At 66.6% G+C, this 21,607-nt stretch carries 17 protein-coding genes; 8 read left to right on the top strand and 9 right to left on the bottom strand.

Annotation, left to right across the window (positions count from 1 at the left end; translation table 11 throughout):
* Window positions 1-207: 207 nt before the first annotated feature.
* Window positions 208-2,169, top strand: coding sequence for an HWE histidine kinase domain-containing protein (locus CEW88_RS17895; protein ID WP_159099655.1), 1,962 nt, complete (start codon window positions 208-210; stop codon window positions 2,167-2,169).
* A gap of 36 nt (window positions 2,170-2,205) precedes the next feature.
* On the opposite strand, the gene mfd is transcribed toward CEW88_RS17895, so the two are convergent.
* Together mfd and CEW88_RS17905 are read right to left on the bottom strand one after the other, a co-directional pair.
* Window positions 2,206-5,700 carry a transcription-repair coupling factor gene (mfd, locus tag CEW88_RS17900; RefSeq protein ID WP_108969414.1) on the bottom strand — a complete coding sequence of 1,165 codons (3,495 nt, stop codon included), beginning with the start codon at window positions 5,698-5,700 and terminating at the stop codon, window positions 2,206-2,208.
* 31 nt (window positions 5,701-5,731) lie between these two features.
* A complete protein-coding gene (locus CEW88_RS17905; protein ID WP_108969415.1) occupies window positions 5,732-6,256 on the bottom strand; it encodes a component of SufBCD complex in 525 nt (174 codons plus the stop codon).
* Window positions 6,257-6,437: 181 nt separating this feature from the next.
* Between CEW88_RS17905 and hemB the strand changes: the two genes are divergently transcribed.
* Both hemB and CEW88_RS17915 read left to right on the top strand, forming a co-directional pair.
* Window positions 6,438-7,448 carry a porphobilinogen synthase gene (gene hemB / locus CEW88_RS17910; protein ID WP_108969417.1) on the top strand — a complete coding sequence of 337 codons (1,011 nt, stop codon included), beginning with the start codon at window positions 6,438-6,440 and terminating at the stop codon, window positions 7,446-7,448.
* A gap of 141 nt (window positions 7,449-7,589) precedes the next feature.
* On the top strand, window positions 7,590-8,153 hold the full coding sequence (locus CEW88_RS17915) for a YSC84-related protein (RefSeq protein ID WP_108969418.1): 564 nt from the start codon (window positions 7,590-7,592) through the stop codon (window positions 8,151-8,153).
* Window positions 8,154-8,285: 132 nt separating this feature from the next.
* Here CEW88_RS17915 and CEW88_RS17920 read toward each other — a convergent pair whose 3' ends face one another.
* Window positions 8,286-8,555, bottom strand: a complete 270-nt coding sequence (locus CEW88_RS17920; RefSeq protein WP_108969420.1) for an usg protein — start codon at window positions 8,553-8,555, stop codon at window positions 8,286-8,288.
* Between the two features lie 191 nt (window positions 8,556-8,746).
* On the opposite strand from CEW88_RS17920, the gene gyrA reads away from it, so the two are divergent.
* Together gyrA and CEW88_RS17930 are read left to right on the top strand one after the other, a co-directional pair.
* Window positions 8,747-11,527, top strand: a complete 2,781-nt coding sequence (gene gyrA, locus CEW88_RS17925) for a DNA gyrase subunit A (protein ID WP_108969421.1) — start codon at window positions 8,747-8,749, stop codon at window positions 11,525-11,527.
* A gap of 162 nt (window positions 11,528-11,689) precedes the next feature.
* Complete coding sequence (locus CEW88_RS17930; RefSeq protein ID WP_108969423.1) at window positions 11,690-12,382, top strand: M48 family metalloprotease; 693 nt, start codon at window positions 11,690-11,692, stop codon at window positions 12,380-12,382.
* 6 nt (window positions 12,383-12,388) lie between these two features.
* Here the strand turns inward: CEW88_RS17930 and CEW88_RS17935 are convergent, their stop codons facing one another.
* From CEW88_RS17935 to CEW88_RS17950, 4 genes are all read right to left on the bottom strand, one after another.
* Complete coding sequence (locus CEW88_RS17935; protein ID WP_108969425.1) at window positions 12,389-12,958, bottom strand: DoxX family protein; 570 nt, start codon at window positions 12,956-12,958, stop codon at window positions 12,389-12,391.
* Window positions 12,955-13,689 (bottom strand): HvfC/BufC family peptide modification chaperone, encoded by a 735-nt coding sequence (locus CEW88_RS17940; protein WP_108969427.1) that lies wholly within the window; start codon window positions 13,687-13,689, stop codon window positions 12,955-12,957. The genes CEW88_RS17935 and CEW88_RS17940 overlap by 4 nt, the downstream gene beginning before the upstream one ends.
* Window positions 13,686-14,528 carry an MNIO family bufferin maturase gene (bufB, locus tag CEW88_RS17945; RefSeq protein ID WP_108969428.1) on the bottom strand — a complete coding sequence of 281 codons (843 nt, stop codon included), beginning with the start codon at window positions 14,526-14,528 and terminating at the stop codon, window positions 13,686-13,688. Before bufB ends, CEW88_RS17940 begins: the two co-directional genes overlap by 4 nt.
* An 80-nt stretch (window positions 14,529-14,608) precedes the next feature.
* Window positions 14,609-14,914, bottom strand: coding sequence for a BufA1 family periplasmic bufferin-type metallophore (locus tag CEW88_RS17950; RefSeq protein ID WP_108969430.1), 306 nt, complete (start codon window positions 14,912-14,914; stop codon window positions 14,609-14,611).
* Window positions 14,915-15,115: 201 nt separating this feature from the next.
* On the opposite strand from CEW88_RS17950, the gene CEW88_RS17955 reads away from it, so the two are divergent.
* The 3 genes from CEW88_RS17955 (at window position 15,116) to CEW88_RS17965 (ending at window position 16,945) form a co-directional block, all read left to right on the top strand.
* Window positions 15,116-15,670 carry a sigma factor gene (locus tag CEW88_RS17955; RefSeq protein ID WP_159099656.1) on the top strand — a complete coding sequence of 185 codons (555 nt, stop codon included), beginning with the start codon at window positions 15,116-15,118 and terminating at the stop codon, window positions 15,668-15,670.
* On the top strand, window positions 15,652-16,254 hold the full coding sequence (locus tag CEW88_RS17960) for an NrsF family protein (RefSeq protein WP_108969433.1): 603 nt from the start codon (window positions 15,652-15,654) through the stop codon (window positions 16,252-16,254). Before CEW88_RS17955 ends, CEW88_RS17960 begins: the two co-directional genes overlap by 19 nt.
* A gap of 295 nt (window positions 16,255-16,549) precedes the next feature.
* Entirely contained in the window at window positions 16,550-16,945 is a 396-nt protein-coding gene (locus tag CEW88_RS17965; RefSeq protein ID WP_108969435.1) for a hypothetical protein, read from the top strand.
* A gap of 73 nt (window positions 16,946-17,018) precedes the next feature.
* Here the strand turns inward: CEW88_RS17965 and gghA are convergent, their stop codons facing one another.
* Together gghA and glgB are read right to left on the bottom strand one after the other, a co-directional pair.
* Window positions 17,019-19,391 (bottom strand): glucosylglycerol hydrolase, encoded by a 2,373-nt coding sequence (gghA, locus tag CEW88_RS17970; RefSeq protein ID WP_254694478.1) that lies wholly within the window; start codon window positions 19,389-19,391, stop codon window positions 17,019-17,021.
* Between the two features lie 55 nt (window positions 19,392-19,446).
* Window positions 19,447-21,585, bottom strand: coding sequence for a 1,4-alpha-glucan branching protein GlgB (glgB, locus tag CEW88_RS17975; protein ID WP_108969437.1), 2,139 nt, complete (start codon window positions 21,583-21,585; stop codon window positions 19,447-19,449).
* Window positions 21,586-21,607 lie beyond the last annotated feature (22 nt).

Raw genomic sequence — 21,607 nt, forward strand, 5'->3', positions numbered from 1 at the left:
TTCGACCGCCGAATTTGCCCCCCCGGCGGTGCTGCGGGATCTCTTCGCGTCAAGGCACCCCTACGGAACCCGGCCTCGCCATGGGCGCAGCCGCCCGAAGGCAAAAATGCAAACAACCTAACATATTTTTAAAACTACACTTTCGCCTAGTCGCCACGGCGACATTAGATGCTATCCTTGTGCTTCATCCTTATCTGGAAGGCGCGCATGCTTCGTCAACAGAGCCCGGCTTTCGGGCCCATGGATTTTCTTGCCGGGGACGGCGAGATGGCCAGCCTGATCCGCGAGACGGATTGGAGCGAGCATCCTTTCGGCCCCTCAGAGGAGTGGCCCCAATCGCTGCGCTCGGCCTTGGCGATCTGCCTGAACTCCGCTTTCCCGACGGCGATTTACTGGGGCTCCGACCTGCGCCTGCTCTACAACGATGCCTGGGCGCCCATCCCCGGCCCGCGCCATCCGGCGGCGCTCGGCGCTCCGGCCAAGGAGGTCTGGAGCGACATCTGGCCGATCATCGAGCCACAGTTCTCCGAGGTGATCCGCTCCGGCAAGGGGGTCTTTCTCCAGGACAACATGCTTCCGATGCAGCGCTACGGCTTCGAGGAGGAGACCTACTGGAGCTACAGCTTCACCCCGCTGCGCGGTGAGCAGGGCAATATCGTCGGCGTCTGGAACACCGGCAGCGAGACGACCGACAATGTCATCCAGCGGCGCAACGCCGAATTTCTGGTCAAGCTCAACGAGGCGCTGCGCGGCGCAAACTCTGCGCAGGAAGGTCTGCGGATAGCGATCGAGCGACTCGGCCTGCATCTTTCGGCTGTGGGAGTCCGGCTTACCGTTCCCGCCGGCGCGGGCGAGAGCTTCGAGATTGCCCAATCCTGGACCGCCCCGCAGGCTGGACTGCACGCCGACACGAACCTGCCATGGATCAGCTCTGCCGCAGAAGCGGAGCTGCGCGGCGGCAGGACGCTGTTCCTGACCCGACGAGACCCGGACCTCGACCCGCAAGGCCGCGCCTACCTGGATGCCCGGCGGATCTCCAACGCGATCTTCGTGCCCTGGATCGTCGGCGGCCGGCTGGAGCAGGCGATGGTCCTGCACTGGACCCGGCTCCGGGCCTACAGCGTGCTCGATGTATCACTGGTCGAGCGGGTGATGGATCTTGTCATGGGCTGGGTCGCCCGCGAGAAAACTCTCGCGCGCGAAGCGGTCATGGCGCAGGAGATCGACCACCGCGCCCGGAACATGCTGGCAATCCTGCGGTCCACCGCCCGGCTGATCAAGGCCGGGACGGTCGCCGAGTTCCGCGAGAAACTGGACGAGCGGATCACCTCTCTGTCCCGCACCCACGGGCTGCTGTCGCGCAAGAAATGGGAGGACGTGCGGCTGCGCGAGGTGGTCGAGGAAGAGTTCTCTCCCTATGGCTCCGAGATCCACCAGCGGGTCACCCTCGAGGGCCCCTGCGTGCCGCTCGATCCCAACGACGCACAGATGGTCGCCATGCTCATTCACGAGCTGACCACCAACGCGGTGAAACACGGGGCGCTTCGCACGACCGAAGGGACATTGCGCCTGCGCTGGACCCTCGCGACCGACGGAGTCCTGTCGCTGCATTGGGACGAGAACTTCCCGGGGGATGGCGCCCCCGAGGTGGCCTCTCAGGGCGGCGGTTTCGGCACGCAGTTGCTAACCCGCATCGCGCAGGACCATTTCGGCGGGCGCATCGCGAGGACGATCGGCTCCGGCCACCTGCGCTACGAGATCACCCTGCCCAGAGGCGCCTGGTCCGCGCGGGCCGACGCGCCGCAAATGGAGGTAGGCGATGCCGGCCCCGCCAGCTCACCACGCCGCGCGGTGATGATCGTCGAGGACGAGCCGATCATCGCGATGGACCTGGTGGGCATGATGGAACATGCGGGCTACGCGATCTTTGGCCAGTTCGCGTCGGTTGCCGCCGGGCTCACCGGAACCGCCGAGAGCCTGCCCGATCTCGTGCTGCTCGACGAGAACCTCGGCGGCGAGAAATCCACGCCGCTTCTTGACCACCTGCTCGCCAGGGGCGTGCCGGTGGTGATCATCTCGGGCTACGACGGCGAGGTGCGCACAGGTGTGCCGCGGCTCTCGAAGCCCATCTCGGAATCCGAGCTTCTGTCGACCATCGAGAATCTCTGAGCCGGGACAGGGGGGCACCCCTCTGTCCGACCGGTGTCAGCCCTTGTCCTTGCGGACCTTGATCGCCCCGGCCTTCTCGGCGAGGTCGCGGGCGATGGCGAAGGCGCCCTTGATCTTGTCGGCGTCGCTCTTCCAGTCGCGGCGCACGACGATCTTGTTGTCCTTGATCTTTGCCAGCCCGTTCTGCGCCTGGATGAACTCCACCAGCCCCTCGGGCTTGGCGAACTTGTCATTGTGGAATTGCACCGTCGCGCCCTTCGGCCCGCCGTCGAGCTTGGAAATCCCGGCGTGCTTGCACATCGCCTTGATCCGCACCACGAGCATCAGCGTGTTGACCTCCTTCGGCAACTTGCCGAAACGGTCGATGAGCTCCGCCGCAAAGCCCTCGAGCTCGACCTTGGTGGTCAGCTCCGACAGACGCCGGTAGAGCCCGAGACGGACGTCGAGATCGGGCACGTAATCCTCGGGGATCAGCACCGGAACGCCGAGGTTGATCTGCGGCGCCCATTGGCCATCGTCGTCAGTGAGCCCTTCGAGCTCACCCGACTTGATCTTGGCGATCGCCTCCTCGAGCATCGATTGGTAAAGCTCGTAACCCACGTCGCGCATCTGGCCGGACTGCTCTTCGCCGAGCAGGTTTCCGGCGCCGCGAATGTCGAGATCCTGAGAGGCCAGCGTGAAGCCTGCCCCCAAAGTGTCGAGTGAGCCAAGCACCCGCAGCCGCTTCTCTGCAGTGTCGGTGAGCTTGGTGCGCGGCTTGGTCGTCAGGTAGGCATAGGCGCGGGTCTTCGAGCGCCCGACCCGGCCGCGGATCTGGTAGAGCTGGGCAAGGCCGAACATGTCGGCGCGGTGCACGATCATGGTGTTGGCGGTGGGGATGTCGAGGCCGGACTCGACGATCGTGGTCGCCAGCAACACATCGTACTTGCCGTCGTAGAACGCATTCATCCGGTCGTCGAGTTCCCCCGCTGCCATCTGGCCATGCGCCACCACGAACGAGACCTCGGGCACCTGCTCGCGCAGGAACTGCTCTATTTCGGGAAGGTCCGAAAGGCGTGGCACGACGTAGAAACTCTGCCCGCCGCGATAGTGCTCGCGCAGGAGCGCCTCGCGCACGGTGATCGCGTCGAATTCCGAGACATAGGTGCGGATCGACAGGCGGTCCACGGGGGGCGTGCCAATGATCGAGAGATCCCGCACACCCGACAGCGACAACTGCAGCGTCCTCGGGATCGGTGTCGCGGTCAGTGTCAGCACGTGGATGTCCGAGCGCAATTGCTTCAGCCGCTCTTTGTGCGAGACGCCGAAGTGCTGTTCCTCGTCGATGATCAAGAGGCCAAGGTTGTTGAACCGGATGCCCTTGGCCAGCAGCGCGTGGGTGCCGACGGCGATATCGACCGAGCCCTTCGAGATACCGTCACGGGTCTTGGCGGCGTCCCCGGCAGAGACGAAGCGCGACAGCGGCGCGACGTTGATCGGGAAGCCGCGGAAGCGCTCGGCAAAGCTCTTGTAGTGCTGGCGGGCGAGCAGCGTGGTGGGGGCGATCACCGCCACCTGCACGCCGGACATGGCGGCGACAAAGGCGGCGCGCATCGCGACCTCGGTCTTGCCGAAGCCGACGTCGCCGCAGATCAGCCGGTCCATCGGCTGGCCGCTGGTCATGTCGCCGAGCACGTCCTCGATGGCGCCCATCTGGTCGTCGGTCTCGGTATAGGGAAAACGCGCGCAGAAACTCTCCCAGGCGCCGGGCGGCGGGTCGATGATCGGCGCCTTGCGCAGCGCGCGCTCCGCCGCCACCCGAATGAGCTTGTCCGCCATCTCGCGGATACGCTCCTTGAGGCGCGCCTTCTTGGCCTGCCACGCGCCCCCGCCGAGCTTGTCGAGCAGCCCCTCGTCATGACCATAGCGCGACAAGAGCTCGATATTCTCGACCGGCAGGTAGAGCCGTGCGCTTTCGGCGTATTCCAGAAGCAGGCACTCGTGGGCGGCGCCGGCGGCAGTGATGACCTCGAGCCCCTGGTAACGGCCGATGCCGAAATCGACGTGCACCACCAGATCGCCCGGCGAGAGCGACTGCGCCTCAGTGAGGAAGTTCTCGGCCTTGCGGCGCTTCTTGGGCGCGCGGATCAGCCGATCGCCCAGCACATCCTGCTCGGAGATCACGGTGAGCTTCAGGCCGCTCTTGGGATCGCCCCATGGCGCGACAAAGCCCTGCTCCAGCCCCCAGACCGCCAGGTGCAGGCCGCGCTTGCCGATACGCGTGCCGTCCATCACCGGGATCGCCTCGGCCAGCCCCTCGTCCTCGATGAGGCCGGTCAGGCGTTCGCGCGCGCCCTCGGACCACGAGGCGATGAGCACAGGCCCCTCGGCCATCTGCTTCTTCACATGGTCGGCGAGCGCGGCAAAGAGGCTGATGCTCTCCTGCTGGCGCTCGGGGGCGAAGCTGCGCCCGATGCGCCCGCCCGCGTCCACCACCCCCGGCCCGCTGGCCTGTGGCAGTGGCGAGAATTGCACCACCCGGCGGTCCGCGACGGCGGCGTCCCAATGCGCCTCGTCGAGGTACAGAAGCTGAGGCGGAACCGGCTTGTAGACCGAGTCGAGCCTGCCCTTCTGGGTCATCGCGTGGCGGCGGGTCTGGTACTGGTCCTCGATGCTCTCCCAGCGGGCAAGCCGCGCCGGGGTGATCTGGTCGTCCATCAGCACCGGCGCACCGGGCAGGTAGTCGAAAAGCGTCTCAAGCTTTTCATGGAAGAACGGCAGCCAGTGCTCCATCCCCTGCGTCTTGCGCCCCGCGCTCACCGCCTCGTAGAGCGGATCGTCCGAGCCGGCGGTGCCGAACTCGATGCGGTAGTTCTGCCGGAAGCGGGTGATCGCCGCGTCATCGAGGATGACCTCCGAGACTGGCGCCAGCTCGACAACGTCGAGCTTTTCCGTGGTGCGCTGGCTGACCGGATCAAAACGCCGTGCGCCGTCCAGCACGTCGCCGAAGAGATCGAGCCGCACCGGCCCTCCCTCGCCCGGCGGGAAGATGTCGATGATGCCGCCGCGGACCGCGTAATCGCCCGGCTCGTGCACCGTGGGCGCGTTGGAAAAGCCCATGCGCACGAGGAAATTGCGCAACGCGGCCTCGTCCACCCGGTCGCCGACCCGCGCGGCAAAGGCCGCCTCGCGCAGTACCTCGCGCGCGGGGATGCGCTGCATGGCGGCCGAGAGCGTGGTGAGCAGCACGAAGCGCTCCGGCATGCCGTGCACCAGCCCGGCAAGGGTCGACATGCGCGTGGCAGAGATGTCGGGATTGGGCGAGACCCGGTCGTAGGGCAGGCAGTCCCAGCCCGGAAAGGTGACCACCGGCATGCCGGGATCGAAAAACGCCAACGCCTCGCGCAGCGCCGCGAGGCGCTTGTCGTCGCGGGCGATGTGCAGCACCGGCCCGCCGGTCTGTTCGACCTCGGCAAGAAGGAGCCTGGCGTCGAACCCCTCGGGTGCGCCGCCCTTGGTGATACGGGCCGATCTGGTAAGCGACTGGGACATACCGCTCAAATGACCCGCCGCCGGGGCTTCGTCAACCGAGAACGCCGTGCGCGAGGTTCTGGTACATGCCCCACATGGCGGTGACGAAGATCGCGATCATGCCGATCACCTGCACCCAGAAGCGCAGCACCGCCAGTTTGTGGCACAGCGCCTCGCCGGTCAAATTCTGGCTCCGGATGCGCGCGGCGGCGGCGATGCTCAGGCCACCGACGAGCGCCATGGGAAAGCCCAGCAAAAAGAGCGCCTGCGCCAGTTCGATGTCGTACCAGAAGCCAAGGCTCGCCAGCATCGCCAAGAGCGCCGAGACGATGGCGACCAGCCAGAGCCCCGCCTGCTCGGCGATGAAGAGGCGCCGGTTCACCTGGATGCGCACCATGTCCTCGAGGTCCTGCGCCGCCTGTCCGCCCTGCCTGCGGGCGCGGCCGACCATGTCGAAGGGCACGCCGAGCACCCAGTGGCTGTTGCTCGACCAGAACACCGCAAGCGCGATCCAAAACCAGAGGTTGGAAAACGACCGCATGTCGATGGTTTCGAAAACGAGCCCGGTCCAGTCCACGGCGTCCCCACTCTTTCCTTCGGGGCGGCTGGGCCCCTCTCACTTGCCGCCCGTCCCGGCGCTTGGTCCATCCGGCCCCGCACCGAGCGCAAGGCAGGCACCCCGGCGGGAGCCCTTGTGACACGCGTCTTTCCATGCCACCCAAGGGTAACCTTGACAAGGGATACGAAGGACACGCCCGATGAAACCCGTGATTTCCGCCTTTCCTGCCACACGCCTGCGCCGACTGCGCAGCTCCCCCGCGATCCGGGCGCTGACCCAGCAGACGCTGCTGACGCCGGGCGATTTCATCTGGCCGGTCTTCGTGCGCGACGGCGAGGGGATCGTCGAGCCCATCGCCTCGATGCCCGGGGTGAACCGGCTGTCGGTGGACAAGGTGGTCGAGGCGGCGCGCGAGGCGCATGCGCTCGGCATCCCGGCGATCTGCCTTTTCCCCTATACCGACGCTTCGCTGAAAACCGAGGATTGTGCCGAGGCCTGGAACCCCGAGAACCTCAGCAATCGCGCCACCCGCGCCATCAAGGAGGCGGTGCCCGAGATCGCGGTGATGACCGACGTCGCGCTCGATCCCTACAACATCACCGGCCATGACGGCTTCATCGAGAACGGCCAGATCGTCAACGACCGCACGGTCGACGCGCTGGTCAAGCAGGCGCTGAGCCAGGCCCGCGCCGGGGCGGACATCATCGGCCCGTCGGACATGATGGACGGGCGCATCGGCGCGATCCGCACGGCGCTGGAGGCCGAGGGCTTCCACAACGTGCTGTTGCTGAGCTACGCGGCAAAATACGCCTCGGGCTTCTACGGCCCGTTCCGCGATGCGGTGGGCGCGGCGGGCGCGCTCAAGGGCGCGATGGGCGGCGACAAGCAGACCTACCAGATGCAGCCCGGCAATTCCGACGAGGCAATGCGGCTGATCGAACGCGACCTGCAAGAAGGCGCCGACATGATCATGGTCAAGCCCGGCATGCCCTATCTCGACATCTGCCGCCGCGCCAAGGAGATGTTCGGCGCGCCCACCTTCGCCTACCAGGTGTCCGGGGAATACGCGATGCTGGCGGGGGCTTTCGAGAACGGCTGGCTCGATCGCGACAAGGTCATGCTCGAAAGCCTCACCGCCTTCAAGCGCGCCGGCTGCGACGGGGTGCTGACCTATTTCGCCCCGGCCGCAGCGCGGCTCCTCAACGGCTAGCGGGCGCCTTTGTGACGGCCCACATGATCTAGTGACAGGCCGGGCCGGGCTGCCTATACTAGGAAGGGAAAACCGGCGGGACAGCCGGAGAAGAGGCTTGGGCCGGTCCAGACGACCGGACATCAACGAGGATTGAGCAGAATGACCTTTAATCGACGGGGACTCCTCCTGACTCTCGGCGCGCTTGGCGCGACCGGCGCGCTGGCCGCCTGTGGCAACGGCGTGGGTGGCAGCGGCGCGCAGACCATCGACGCGCGGGTGAACGCCACTGTGAACCAGATGTACGCGCAATATCCGGGCACCCGCGATCTCGCGGCGAAATCCGCCGGCATGTTGGTCATGCCGCTGATCACGGAGGCCGGACTCGGCCTCGGCGGCGCCTATGGACGCGGGGCGCTGAAGGTGAACAACGCCACGGTGGACTACTATTCGGTGGTCAAGGGCTCGGGCGGACTGCAGATCGGCGCGCAGCAATACGCGCATGTGCTGTTCTTCATGACCCAAGACGCGCTCTCCAACTTCCGCCGCTCGCCGGGCTGGGCCGCGGGCGCCAACATCGAATACGCGATCCCCGAGGGCGGCGAGACGCTGGCGGCCGAGACCACCACTTCGCTCGCGCCGATCATCGCGGTGATCTTCGGCAAGTCGGGCCTGCACATGGGCGCGACTCTGGAAGGCGTGAAATACACGCGGATCATTCCCTAATCCGCCGCAGGGGGGCGCCGCCCCCCTGCCTCCCCTTAGAATGTTTCTGCCGAGAAGACGGCGGCCTCTCGAGGCCCTTCGGCTTCTTCTCTTTGCAAATGCACGCGCACCGGCGGCACCGTCCGCGAGGCGTCAGTGGTAGCGGAACTCCCCCACCACCTGCCGCCATTCCCCCGCCGAGATCATCTTTCTATGCGTAAAGCGCACCGAGTGCAGCGGGCCTTCGATCTCCTCCTGCCAGAACTCGATGAACCGAAACAGCCGCGGATGGTCGGGCGCCAGGTCGTACTCCTGCCAGACGAAGGTGTTCAGCACGTTCTGGTAGTCGGGCATCCGGTAAAAGAGTTCCGCCGTGGTCAGCCCGTAGCCCTTGAGCATGAGTTCTGTGGGAATCTCGTCCATCGCTTTACCTCGCATGACATCCGTGTAACAAGCGTGCCCAATGCGCGGTTAGTTTTCAAATAAAACAGCATGTTAGCCAGGTGGCGAGTTGGCTGCCAGAATAAGCAACCCGCCGGCATTGCGCCCCACACCTAGCCTCTGATATAGGTAGTCCCAACTACATATAGAGACAGCACGGACAGGCGAGCAACGTGACCGACACGCCGGAAACCCCCGAAAACGAAGAAGAAACTCCGCGCCCCGAGCGGAGCGGTCATGGTGGCCCGGTGATCTCGATCATCGACGAGATGAAGTCGAGCTACCTCGACTACGCCATGAGTGTCATCGTCAGCCGCGCGATTCCCGATCTGCGCGACGGCCTAAAACCTGTGCATCGACGCATTCTCTACACGCTGTGGGAGAACGGACAGACCAAGTCCAAGAACTACCGCAAGTGCGCCACCGCCGTCGGTGACGTCATGGGCCGCTATCACCCGCATGGCGACTCGGCGGTCTATGACGCGCTGGTGCGCATGGCGCAGGACTTCTCGATGTCGCTGCCGCTGATCGACGGGCAGGGCAACTTCGGCTCGATGGATGGCGATCCGCCCGCCGCCTACCGTTACACCGAGGCGCGTCTCGACCGCACCGCCGAGGCGCTGCTCGAGGACATCGAGAAGGGCACGGTCGACTTCGTGCCCAACTACGCCAACGAGCGCAACGAGCCCGTGGTGCTGCCGGCGCGCTATCCCAACGTGCTGGTCAACGGCGCCGAGGGCATCGCCGTCGGCATGGCGACCCGCATCCCGCCGCACAACCTCGGCGAGGTGATCGACGCGACGCTGGCGCTGATTGAGAACCCCGACCTCTCGTCCGAGCAGCTGATCGACTACATCCCCGCCCCCGACTTCCCGACGGGCGGCGTGATCCTCGGCCGCTCCGGGGCACGCAAGGCTTATCTCGAGGGCCGCGGCTCGGTCATCATCCGCGCCAAGACCCGGATCGAGGAGCTGCGCCGCGACCGCTTCGCCATCGTCATCGACGAGATTCCCTACCAGGTAAACAAGGCGACGATGATCGAGCGCATCGCCGAATGCGTGCGCGAGAAGAAGATCGAGGGCATTGCCCACGTACAGGACGAGAGCGACCGCTCGGGCGTGCGCGTGGTGATCGAGCTCAAGCGCGATGCCACCGCCGAGGTGGTGATGAACCAGCTCTACCGCTTCACCCCGATGCAGGTCAGCTTCGGTTGCAACATGCTGGCGCTCAACGGCGGCAAGCCCGAGCAGCTGACCCTGCGCACCTTCCTGACCGCCTTCCTCGACTTCCGCGAGGACGTGATCGCGCGTCGCACCGCCTTCCTGCTCAACAAGGCGCGCGAGCGCAGCCACGTGCTCTGCGGCCTTGCCGTGGCGGTGGCCAATGTCGATGAGGTGGTGGCGACGATCCGCAGCTCGGCCGATGCTTCCGAGGCGCGCGAGAAGCTGATGACCCGGCGCTGGCCGGCAGAGGAGATCGCGCCCTTCATCCGGCTGATCGACGATCCGACCCACAAGATGAATGACGACGGGACCTACAACCTGTCGGAAACGCAGGCCCGCGCCATCCTCGAGCTGCGCCTGCAGCGCCTGACCCAGCTCGGCGTGAAGGAAGTCACCGACGAGCTCGAAGAGCTCGCGGGCAAGATCAAGGAATACCTCGAAATCCTGGGCTCGCGCGAGCGCATCCTCGAGATCATCTCGAACGAGATGATCGCTGTGCGGGACCAGTTCGCCGTGCCGCGCCGCACCGAGATCGTCGACTGGGCCGGCGACATGGACGACGAGGATCTGATCGAGCGCGAGGACATGGTGGTCACGGTCACCCAATCCGGCTGGATCAAACGCACCCCGCTCGCCGATTTCCGCGCCCAGAAGCGCGGCGGCAAGGGGCTGTCCGGCGGCGGCCTGAAAGAGGACGACGTGGTCACCCAGCTTTTCGTGGCCAACACTCACACGCAGCTGCTGTTCTTCACCACCGACGGCATGGCCTACAAGCTCAAGTGCTGGCGCCTGCCGCAGGGCGGCCGCACCTCGAAGGGCAAGGCCATCGTCAACATCCTGCCGATCCCGGCGGGCGTGTCGGTGGCAGCGATCATGCCCGTGGACCGGGACGAGAGCGACTGGGACGATCTGCAGATCGTCTTCGCCACCTCCAAGGGCTCGGTGCGCCGCAACCGGCTGTCGGATTTCACCAACGTCATGCGCAACGGCAAGATCGCGATGAAGTTCGAGGGCGAGGACGAGAACACCCGCCTGATCAACGCCCGCATCTGCTCTGAAGACGACGATGTGATGCTGGTCACCGACTCTGGCCGCGCCATCCGCTTCCCGGTGCCGGACGTGCGGGTGTTCAACTCGCGCAACTCCACCGGCGTGCGCGGCATCAAGCTGAGCAACGGCGACGAGGTCGTGTCGATGTCGGTGATCCGACACTTCGAGGCGGATTCGGACGAGCGCGCCTCCTACCTCAAGATGCGCCGAGCCATGGCCGGGATCGCCGATGACGCCGAAGCCTCGGATGAGGAAGAGGGCAACGCCGACAGCCTGCTGCCGGCCGAGCGCTACGCCGAGATGTCGGCGGTCGAGAACCTGATCCTGACGGTGACGGCGCGCGGCCTCGGCAAGCTCTCGTCGAGCCACGACTACCCGATCCGCGGACGCGGCGGCATGGGGGTCACCGCCTGGGAGAAATCCATGCGCGGCGGCGAGATCGTGGCGTCCTTCCCGGTCGAGATGGGTGATCAGATCATGCTGGCCACCTCCACGGGCCAGTCGATCCGTGTGCCGGTCGAGGGCATCTCCTTCCGCTCGCGCAGCGCCGGCGGGGTGAAAGTGTTCAACACCCGCGAAGGCGAGACCGTGGTCTCGGTCGCCTGGATCGCCGATCAGGACGACGAGGAAAGCGCGGATGGCGCCGAGGGGGACGCGGGCGAAGGCTCGGCCGAGGCGTGATCCCGACCTCGATCTGAATGTGACGCCCGTCCCCTCTGGGGCGGGCGTTCTTCTTTGCGTGATTGAAAAGAGAAGAAGGCCGGGGCAGTTCTTTTGCCGCAGCGGTGCCCCGGTGGCGCGCGGGGCCTTGGCAGGCTCTGCGCGCGGCCCCATATTCCGCCCATGCTCAAGCTCACCCCGATCCTTCTTGCCATCGCCTATGCCCTCATCGCCTACCGCTTCTCGGCCTGGCGCACCGCGCGGGAGCTGGACTCGCGCTCGACCGAGCTGGCCGATCCCAGGCTCAAGGCGCTGACCGACCGCATGGCGGCCGCATTGGACCTGCCGCGCATCCGAGTGAACATCTATGAGATCGCGCCGGTCAACGGACTGGCCGCGCCGGATGGGCGCATCTTCATCACCCGCGGCTTCTACGACCGCTACAAATCCGGTGAAGTCAGCGCCGAGGAACTCTCCTCGGTGATCGCCCATGAGCTGGGCCATGTGGCGCTGGGGCACTCGCGGCGTCGGATGATCGACTTCTCGGGCCAGAACGCGATCCGCACCGTGCTGGTCATGGTGCTGGCGCGGCTGGTGCCGGGGCTGGGGCCGCTGATCGCCAACGCGCTGACCTCGCTGCTGGCGGCGCGGCTGTCGCGCGGCGACGAGTACGAGGCCGATGCCTATGCCGCGGCGCTGCTGCACAAGGCGGGGATCGGCGTCGCGCCGCAGAAATCGCTCTTTGCCAAGCTCGAGGCGCTGAGCGGTGGCGGTGGGCGCGGAATGCCTGCCTGGCTGCTGTCGCACCCCAAGACCTCGGAGCGCATCGCGGCGCTGGAACGGCTTGAGGCGCGCTGGACCGCCGTACAGGGCTGAGGCGGCTCAGCTGCGCGGCAGACGGCGGCCCAGCCAGCGGTCGAGCGAGAGCGCCCCGCCACCGGTGAACACCAGCACCAGCATCAAGAACCCCCAAAGCACCCGCTGGTCGAGGATCGGCGCATCAGGCTGGCGGTCGAAGAGCGCACCGATAGCCGTGGCGTCGACCCCATGGCCGAAGATATCGGTCAGGCTCACCACAAGCAGGAAGCCGATCATGCCAAGCGCCGCGAGCCGGGTGAAGAGCCCGAGGATCAGAAAGAGCGGCAACATGAATTCGGCGGCGGTGCCCGCAGCGACCACCAGATGTGCGAAAAATCCAAGCTGGCTGGCATCGTAGCCAGCAGCCTCCATGGCGCGGGGATAGATCTGCGCGTAGGCGTTCAGCGACAGGCCGAACCCGTCAACCTTGGTCAGTGCAGAGGACCAGAAGAAACCGGCGAGCGTGGCGGCGAAGACGGCGCGGCCGGTAAGGCCGAGCACGGCGGGCGCGCTCCGCGTCACAGTGCCCACGGCACGGTCAAACTGAGCGAGCAGGGACGCGACCCCGGCGGCGGGAGGGGCAAGTTCGGTCATGGCTCGGGGTCTCCTTCGGAGATGAGGGCGCCCGCGTTGAAGAGGCAGGCAAAGATCGCGGAATGGTCTGCCCCCGCGGGCAGAGCGGCACCCAGAGGCAGGCGCCGGGCCAGCGCCTCCAGCGTCGCGGCGGTGCCGGCCGGGGCGGCGCAGGTCCGCACCGCGAGCCTCGGACGGGTGACCAGAACCTCGCCCGGCGGGCTCTGCGCCAGATCCGGACGCTCCGCGTTGCGCCCCCAGATGGCGAGCGCCGGGTGGCGCGTCCGCAGAATCCGTGCGGCGGGATGCAGGCGTGGGGCGCTCGCGGCCAGCGCGTCCGGCAAGAGCTCGGCCAGAACGCGGGGATCCAGGGGGACGGCATCGGCAGACAGGCTGGCTTCGCGCCGGGCCTGCTCGATCCGGGCAACTTCTGGCAGATAGGGCAGCGCGGTAAGCGGCGGAAAGCGCTGAGTCCAGTCCGGCAACTCGGCACCGTAAAGCGCCATGACCGGGCTGCGCGGCGGGTGCTCACGAGCGAAATCTTGAGCCATGGCAGCGAAATAGGTCTCTCCCACCAGCCGCTGCACCACCGGGAAGGCGGCGGCCAGCGCCTCGGTCAGGGCGACAGCGACGTTATTGCGGTAAACGTCGAAGCGGCGCGTGGCGGCGGAGCCCGTCGGATCGCGCAGCACCTCGGGGCGCGGTGCCTCGAGGGCGAGCAGCGCCCCCGCGAACACGCCCTGCCCGCTCATGCCGACCTCCGCCGCGCCATTACCCGTGCGGCGCGCGCGGCCTCGGCTTCGAGGGTGCGGAAATCGGGCACGTCGTTGTCCCACTCGATCAGGGTCGGGCGCGGACCTGTGCGGGCGATGACCTCGGCGTAGAGCGCCCAGACCGGGTCGGCCACCGGCGCGCCATGGGTGTCGATGAGCAGCGGGCCGCCCTGCCCGTCGTCCTCTTCGGCGTAGCCCGCAAGGTGGATTTCCCCGACCAGCTCGACCGGGTAGTCGGCAAGGTAGCCCTGCGCCGAGGTGCCGAGATTGCTGGCAGAGATGAAGACGTTGTTGATGTCAAGCAGCAGCCCGCAGCCGGTGCGGCGGGCGATCTCGGCAAGGAAAGCGGTCTCCGAGAGCGTGCTCTCCTCAAAGACCAGATAGCTCGACGGGTTCTCCAAGAGCATGCGCAGGCCAAGCCGCTGCTGCACCTCGTCGACATGGGCGGCGACGCGCTCGAGCGTGGCCGCCGTGTAGGGCAGCGGCAGCAGGTCGCTGAAATAACTGCCCTCGTGGGTAGACCAGGCGAGGTGCTCGGAAAATTGCGCCGGGCGCACATGGTCGATGAGCCGCCTCAGGCGCGCCAGATGCGCAGGATCGAGCGGCCCCTCGCCACCAATCGACAAGCCGACGCCATGCACGGAGACGGGAAACCGCGCGCGCAGATCGTCGAGCATGGCCAGACGCGGCCCCCCCTCGACCATGTAGGTCTCGGCGTGGACTTCCAGCCAGCTGACGGCGCCGGGGTCGGCGAGCTCGGCAAAATGTGCCGACTTGAAGCCGACGCCCGCGGTGTTCGGGAGCGTGCTGCTCTGCATGGGATGCCTCCCTGGGCTTGGGCGGGATGGGGCGCGCGCGGCAACCGGCAGGCCGCCGCGCGCGGGGTCAGCCGCGGGCCTCAGCCCTTGGGCAGATCGCGCATCAGCGGCTCGAGCGAGCCCATGCGCGGGGTGCCGTCGGCCATGGCCGGAAGCTCGATCTCGGCGCAGGTGCCGGCGGGCACCAGCGTCCAGGAATTGCCCTGGTAATCGACCGAGGCAGTGCCGGCGCAGGTGGTTCCAGGGCCAGCGGCGCAGCCATTCTGGCCCGCCATGGCGACGCCGAAGCATTTCTCCTGCTCCTGGGCTTGGGCGGCCCCGGCGAATTGCGCAAGACCGGCGGCAACGGCTCCGGCGAGGGCGAGGTGTTTGCTGTGAAGGGTCATGTCCGTCTCTCCAGTGTGACAGGCAGATCATCGCGTCTGCACCGGGGTATTCGAACCGGGAGGCCTCTTTGTTACGCGGCTCGCGCTTGTGTGATAGAGATGAAATATTCGCGCGCTGTTGTAACGGGTGGCCCCGCGCGCCCGTATGCGCAGGTACCTCCCCTAGAGGTGGACTTGAGCCGACCCCATGGGCGATCCCAGATGACCGGACGCGATGACGAGATAGAGGCGCTGATGCGCAAGGCGCTGGACGGCGACCGGCGGGCCTATGCGGGTTGCCTGCAGCGCTTGGTACCACGCTTGCGTGTCATGGCCACGTATGACCTGCCCGCGCAGCACTGGCATCTGGCCGAGGACGTGGTGCAGGAGGCGCTGCTTTCGATCCATCTCAAGCGGGGCAGTTGGGACCGGGACCGGCCGCTGCTGCCATGGGTGCGGGTGATCGTGAAGCACAAGGCAATCGACGCCCTGCGCAAGACCCCGAGCGCGCCGCATGACCCGGTCGAGGATCACCCCGGGCTCGATGCTCCGGCGGTCGACCCGCTTGCGGGGCTGCACCTCGAGCAGGCACTGTCGCGGCTCTCGCCACGGGATGCCGCGCTGGTGCGGGAACATGCGATCGGCGGCGCCGACCCCGAGACGCTTTCGAAGGATTTCGATCTCAGCCCGGGCGCCCTGCGCGTCGCCCTGCACCGGGCGCTGAGACGTCTGGCCGATGCTGCCAGGAAGGAGGAAGAATGGACACCGATGAGCTGATCGCTGCGCTCGCCGCCGATGACGTGCCCGCCAAGCGCCCGCACCTGCTGTGGCGCGTTGCCTTTGGCCTTGCGGTGTCGCTGGCGCTGTTGCTGGTGTTCTGGGGCATGCGCCCGGGCTGGCCGGGCATGCTGATGATGGCACCGCTGCTGGTCAAGCAGAGCCTGCCGATCCTCGTGGCACTGGCGGCCTGGCCGCTGCTGCGCCGGAGCGATCCCGAGGCGCAGGCGCCGCTCTGGCCGCTTTGGCTGCTGGCAGGGGTCAGCGCCGCCGGCTGGGGGCTCTCGGTGCTCGGCGGCGGCGACATTCTGGGCCAGACGCTCTGGGCCTGCCTGCTGTCGATCCCGGCGCTCGCCCTTCCTATTGCCCTTGCGCTCTTCCGTGGCCTGCGGCACCGGGTCGAGACCCGCCCGGCGCGCAGCGGCCTGCTCGCAGGGCTATTCTCGGGTGGCGCGGCGGCGGCGGTCTACGCCGTGCATTGCGACGAAGACAGCGCGGCGTTCTTCCTGTTGTGGTATGGGCTGGCCATCGTTCTCTGCGGGCTGGTCGGGCGCATGGCGGGGCGGCGCTGGCTGGGCGTCTGACCCGCTTGGCTCCCCCGGTAAAAATGCACTCTGCAGCGGTGCCCGGAGAACGGACGCGATCTCATTTTCGTGAAGCTCGCCGAAGACTCATGTTATCCACAGCGGAATTATGGTAAGGTTAAGCTCTGGGACACCTTCGGTTTTCCCCACCTCCCAAGTGAAAAAGCCGGAGCACCTCCGGCGGCTCTTTCGCCTCTCCCGCCTCGTTTTCAATTGTCCCAGGGCCCGCAATTTCCGGACCTTGTCGCGTGAATTCCTTGTCAGAGACGATTTCTGAATCCTGAAAGGAATAGCCATGAAGTTCTTTCTCGCCATTTCCTCCCTCTCTCTCGCCCTGGCCACGACATCCCCGGCCACGGCGCAACAGAGCCTTGTCGACCAGCTGTCGCAATATGTGCCCGACTCCGTGCTGTCGCTGCTGAGCGAATCCGAGATCCTGACCGCTTTCAGCATGTCGACAAGCCGCGAGACCAACGCGCAGAAGGCGTCACGGGTCGCCTATATCGCCACCAGCGGGTCCGCGCCGCGTACCTACTCGCGCACGCAACTCGATCTCGTGGGCAGATATCTCACCGATGAAGAGCTGTCCCGCATGTCCGGCCAGCACATCGGGGACGCTTTGGCGGTCGTGCATTCGAGCCGACCCGAAGTGGAAAAGCGGGGCATCATCCGAGCCTTGTCCGACCGGTAAACACTGCGTCCACGCAGACGCACGAAAGGGGCCGCACCCCGTTACGGCCCCTTTTCCCGTGACCCGAGCGCGCTCACCCCGCCTCGAAGACCAGCCCCATGGAATCGCGCAGGGTGATTGGCCCGCCAAGGTAGTCCTCGCCGATGCCGGGGCTGCGCAGGATCAGCCGCCAGTCGCCGCCGCGCGCCCCCTCGGGCAGCAGGTCGAGCGGGTCGATCTCCTCGGTCTCGCGACCCTCCATGTGGCAAACGGAAAACACCCGCCGCCCATCGGGCCCGTGGCGCAGGGCGGCAAAAACCGTGCGGCCCTCGATCGGCTCGAGATAACGGAAGCTGTCGTCGGGGCCGAAGTTGCCGCGCAGCCAGGGGTTCTGCTGCCGGAAATCGCGCAGCCGCCGCATGAAGCCGGTCTGGGTCGGATCGAGCCACGACAGGTAGTGCGAGACATTGCAGTACTCGTGCATGTCATCCATCCAGGCGCAGGCGATCCGCTTGAGCGCGCCGACGGTGTAGCGCTCCGGCCCGGCCAGCGGCGGCTCGACCGCGCTCAGCAGGGCGGCGATGGTGTTGAGGTCGTAGTCGGTGACCTCGACCAGCGCCGGCAGGAACTCGAAGAAGCGCGCCAGGTCCTCGCGGGTCTCGAACCCCATCTCCTTGAGCCGGCGGAAATTGCCGGGGATCGAGTAGCTGTAGGTGTCGACCTGCCACTTGAGGCTGATCGCCTCTTCAGCCACCACCTTGACCCCGTATTTATCGTCCTGGTTCCGGATGAAGCCCCAGCTTGCCCGCGCCGTGGCGTTGAGGAAATCCATCGGCACGCCTGGGAAGACCGCGTAGGTGAGGATCGACACCGCCGGGTTGTCATAGGCCTTGTCGAGAATCTCCATCTTGGTGTCGCCGAGCCGGGTGTTGATGTTCAGCTTGGGGTTCACCTGAGTGCCCCGGCGCAACGTGTCGTGGTTCGCCGTCCCCGAGATCCAATTCGCCCCGTGCGCGAGGATCTCCTTGATCCGCCAGTACTTCGACAACCAGAAGGTGTAGATGAACGGCGTGTTGTGGGCAAAAGTCAGCGGCCCCCACTGGAACACGTCGGGGTCGTGGGTCTGCTCCTCGATCACGGCGCGGTAGGTCGAGCTCAGCTCCCAGTCTTCGTCGGGCCAGGGGCGGCCGTCCTCGAAAACGAACCAGGGCAGGTACTCGGTGCCCGCCACTTCCTGCACAAGGCCCGACATTTCGCGCAGGTAGTCATCGTCGTGGCGCAGGGTCTGCGCCGCCCAGTCCCACCACTTGAAGTCCTGTGCGCCGTCGACCCGCACCCCGTCGGCGCCGAAGTTCACCTTGCGACGCTGCAACTCGAGCAGGATCGCCCGCACATAGGGGTTCAGGTAGTCGAGGTTCTGCCCGTACATGTTGGGCCCGGCAAAGTAGTGGCTCGACAGCGCATTGAGCCCCTGGTTGTCGGAATGACCGAAAACCACGTCGAGGATCAGCTTCTTGGGTGTACCGGGAAAATTGTGCAGCGCGGCGGCAAAATCGACCAGCTCGTCGGGCCGGGCGCTTTCCAGCAGCACCGGATTTACCGTCGCCATGCCGGCGATGACGATGTCATAGCCCCAGTTGGTGGTGTTGGGCCGCATCAGCGTGGCCTCGACGCGCCCCTCCTCGCTCAGGCTCTCGGTCCAGAAATCCGGCCCCGCCTCGTAGACGGTGGTCGGCTCGAGCGGCAGCGGCTGCACCGCGTCATAGCCGATGAAAAGCTCGTCCGCCGGCTCCAGCGGCAGACCGTTGGCCACCCGTTCCCCGATGCGGTGGATTTGCCGGGTGAGGCTCGCGATGGTGCCGCCTGCGGTGGCGGTGGGGATATGCAGCTGCAGGATCGAAGTCGGAGCGCCGAACTTATGCGGGCCGTCACGCTTCAGCGCCTCGAAATACCCCTTGTCGGGGCGGTCCTTCTGCATCGCGGCGACGTCGTAAACCTCGGCGGGGGCCAGCGCGCCAAAGGGCACCGACATGGCAAGCGGGTCGAGGATGCGGGTCATCTTGCCTTCGGCATCTCGCCAGACAAGCGCGTAGAAGTCGCCGGTCTCGGCGCGGTTGCCCGCCTTGACCCCCGTGGCAATGGAAAACACGAAGGCCTCGCACCTCTCGACCGGCAGTAGCATCCGGTCGAAGCTCGTCTCGCTATGCGACAGCGTGAGGTCGAGCGCTCCCTCGGGGCGTAGAATCTCGACGAAGATGTCGCCGTCCGAGACGCTCCAGTCCTGCAACTCTGGCGCCCAGAAGCCAAAGACGACCCGGTCACCCTCGACCTGCGCGCCGAGCCTGCGCGCGATCGTGCGCCCGGCCGAGAACCGGTCTTCTGCGGTGGTCAGAATGCGCTCGCACCATCGCGAAAGCTCGAGAGTTGCGTCTGCGTCGTGGGACAGGCTTTCGATGCGGTCGTACACGTCCGGGTCTCCTGTGTGATCTGCGGGCGCCTCGGCCCTTGCGTGCGGCCCGCGCTCAGCGCGCCGGGGTGAGCATGATGGTCGACAGGGGCGGCAGGGTCATGCGCGTCGCGGCAGGCCGGCCCTGCGCGCCCGGCGCGCCCGCTTCGACCTGCCCCATGTTTCCGGCTCCCGAGCCGCCGTAAATCTCGGCGTCGGTATTCAGAATTTCGCGCCAGACGCCCGCGTGGGGCAAGCCCAGTTCGAAGTCACCGCGGGTCACAGGGGAGAAATTGCACACGATGACCACGGGATCATCACCTTCGGCCCCCTTGCGGACCCAGGCGAAGACATTCTCGGCCGCGGCATCGGCGAGGATCCACTCGAAACCCTGCGCCTCGCAGTCGCGCCGGTGAAGCGCAGGCAGCTCGCGGTAGAGCCGGTTGAGATCGCGAACCAGAGAGCGCATGCCCATGTGGTCCGGCTGCTTGAGCAGGTCCCACGGCAGCTCGCCCTCGAAGTCCCATTCGGTGGGCTGGGCGAACTCCTGCCCCATGAACAGCAGCTTCTTGCCCGGGTGACCCCACATGAACCCGTAATAGGCGCGCAGGTTGGCGAATTTCTCCCAGTCGCTGCCCGGCATCTTGCCCAAGAGCGAACCCTTGCCATGCACCACCTCGTCGTGGCTGATCGCGAGGATGAAGTTCTCCGAAAAGGCATAGGTCAGACCGAAGGTCATCTGGTGATGGTGATGCTGCCGGTAAATCGGGTCCATCGCGACATAGCTGAGCGTGTCGTGCATCCAGCCCATGTTCCACTTGAAGCCGAAGCCAAGCCCGCCCTGCTCGACGGGGCGCGAGACGCCGGGAAAGGCGGTGCTCTCCTCGGCGACGGTCATGATGCCGGGCATCGCCTCCTGGGCTTCGGCGTTCATCCGGCGCAGCAGGTCGATCGCCTCGTAGTTCTCGCGCCCGCCGTCCTTGTTCGCCACCCATGCGCCGTCATTGCGCGAGTAGTCGCGGTAGAGCATCGAAGCCACCGCATCCACGCGCAGACCGTCGGCGTGGTACTCCTCGAGCCAGTAGCGGGCGTTGGCGGCAAGGAAATTGACCACCTGCGGCTTGCCGAAATCGTAGATCAACGTGTTCCAGTCGCGGTGAAACCCCTCGCGCGGATCGGCGTACTCATAAAGCGCGGTGCCGTCGAACTGCCCGAGCCCATGCGCATCTGATGGAAAATGCGCCGGCACCCAATCAAGCAGCACCCCGAGCCCCTTGCGGTGCGCGGCATCCACGAGGTCGCGAAACTCATGTGGCGGGCCGTGACGTACGGTAGGTGCATAGAGGCCCGTAGGCTGATACCCCCACGAGCCGTCGAAGGGATACTCGGCAATGGGCAGCAGCTCGATATGTGTAAAGCCCATGTCCGCCACGTAGTCGACCAGCTGCGTTGCCGCCTCCCTGTAGGAAATCGGGCGGCCGTTCTGCGTGTGATCCCGCTTCCACGAGCCAAGGTGGACCTCGTAGATCGACACTGGCGCGTCCGGCGCATTGCGGGCCGCGCGCGCCGCCATCCAGTCGGCGTCGTGCCAGCCGTAGCCGGTGATGTCGCGCACCACGCTGGCGTTCTCGGGCCGGTGCTGACTGCCGAATCCCATTGGGTCGGCCTTGAGCGGCAGGGTGTTTCCGGCGGCGTCGACGATCTCGTACTTGTAGAGCGTGCCCTCGCCCAGCCCCGGCAGGAACAGCTCCCAAAGGCCCGCGCCGCGCTGCTGCAGGGCGTCCGCCCCGCCCTGCCAGTCGTTGAACGGGCCGACGACCGAGACCCGCTGCGCATTCGGCGCCCAGACGGCGAACTGCGTGCCCCGGACATCCTCATGCGTGATCACATGGGCGCCGAGCGCGTCCCAGAGGCGCCCGTGACGACCCTCCGCGATGAGATGGACGTCCAGCTCGCCGAGGATCGGGCCGAACCGCGAAGGCGCATGGGGCCGGTCCTTATCGTGCTCAGTCTGGAGTGTGCGTCGCTGCGAGTGCTGCATAAGCCCTTGCTCCCTTTTTGGCATCGGTCCGGCCAAGAAACCCGGTGGCTCCCGAGATGGCGGGAGGGGCGCGCCAGAAAAGCGCGGCGCACGCGTGCCCGCCGCAAAGGCCGGACCATGATTTCCAGTCAACCTAATGCGTGAGCGCGAGGCGTCAAAGTCGCCCCGCCGCATGACTTCCGACCGCCGGGTTGAT

The sequence above is a fragment of the Alloyangia pacifica genome, from assembly GCF_003111685.1.
GTDB classification, from domain to species: Bacteria; Pseudomonadota; Alphaproteobacteria; order Rhodobacterales; family Rhodobacteraceae; genus Salipiger; species Salipiger pacificus_A.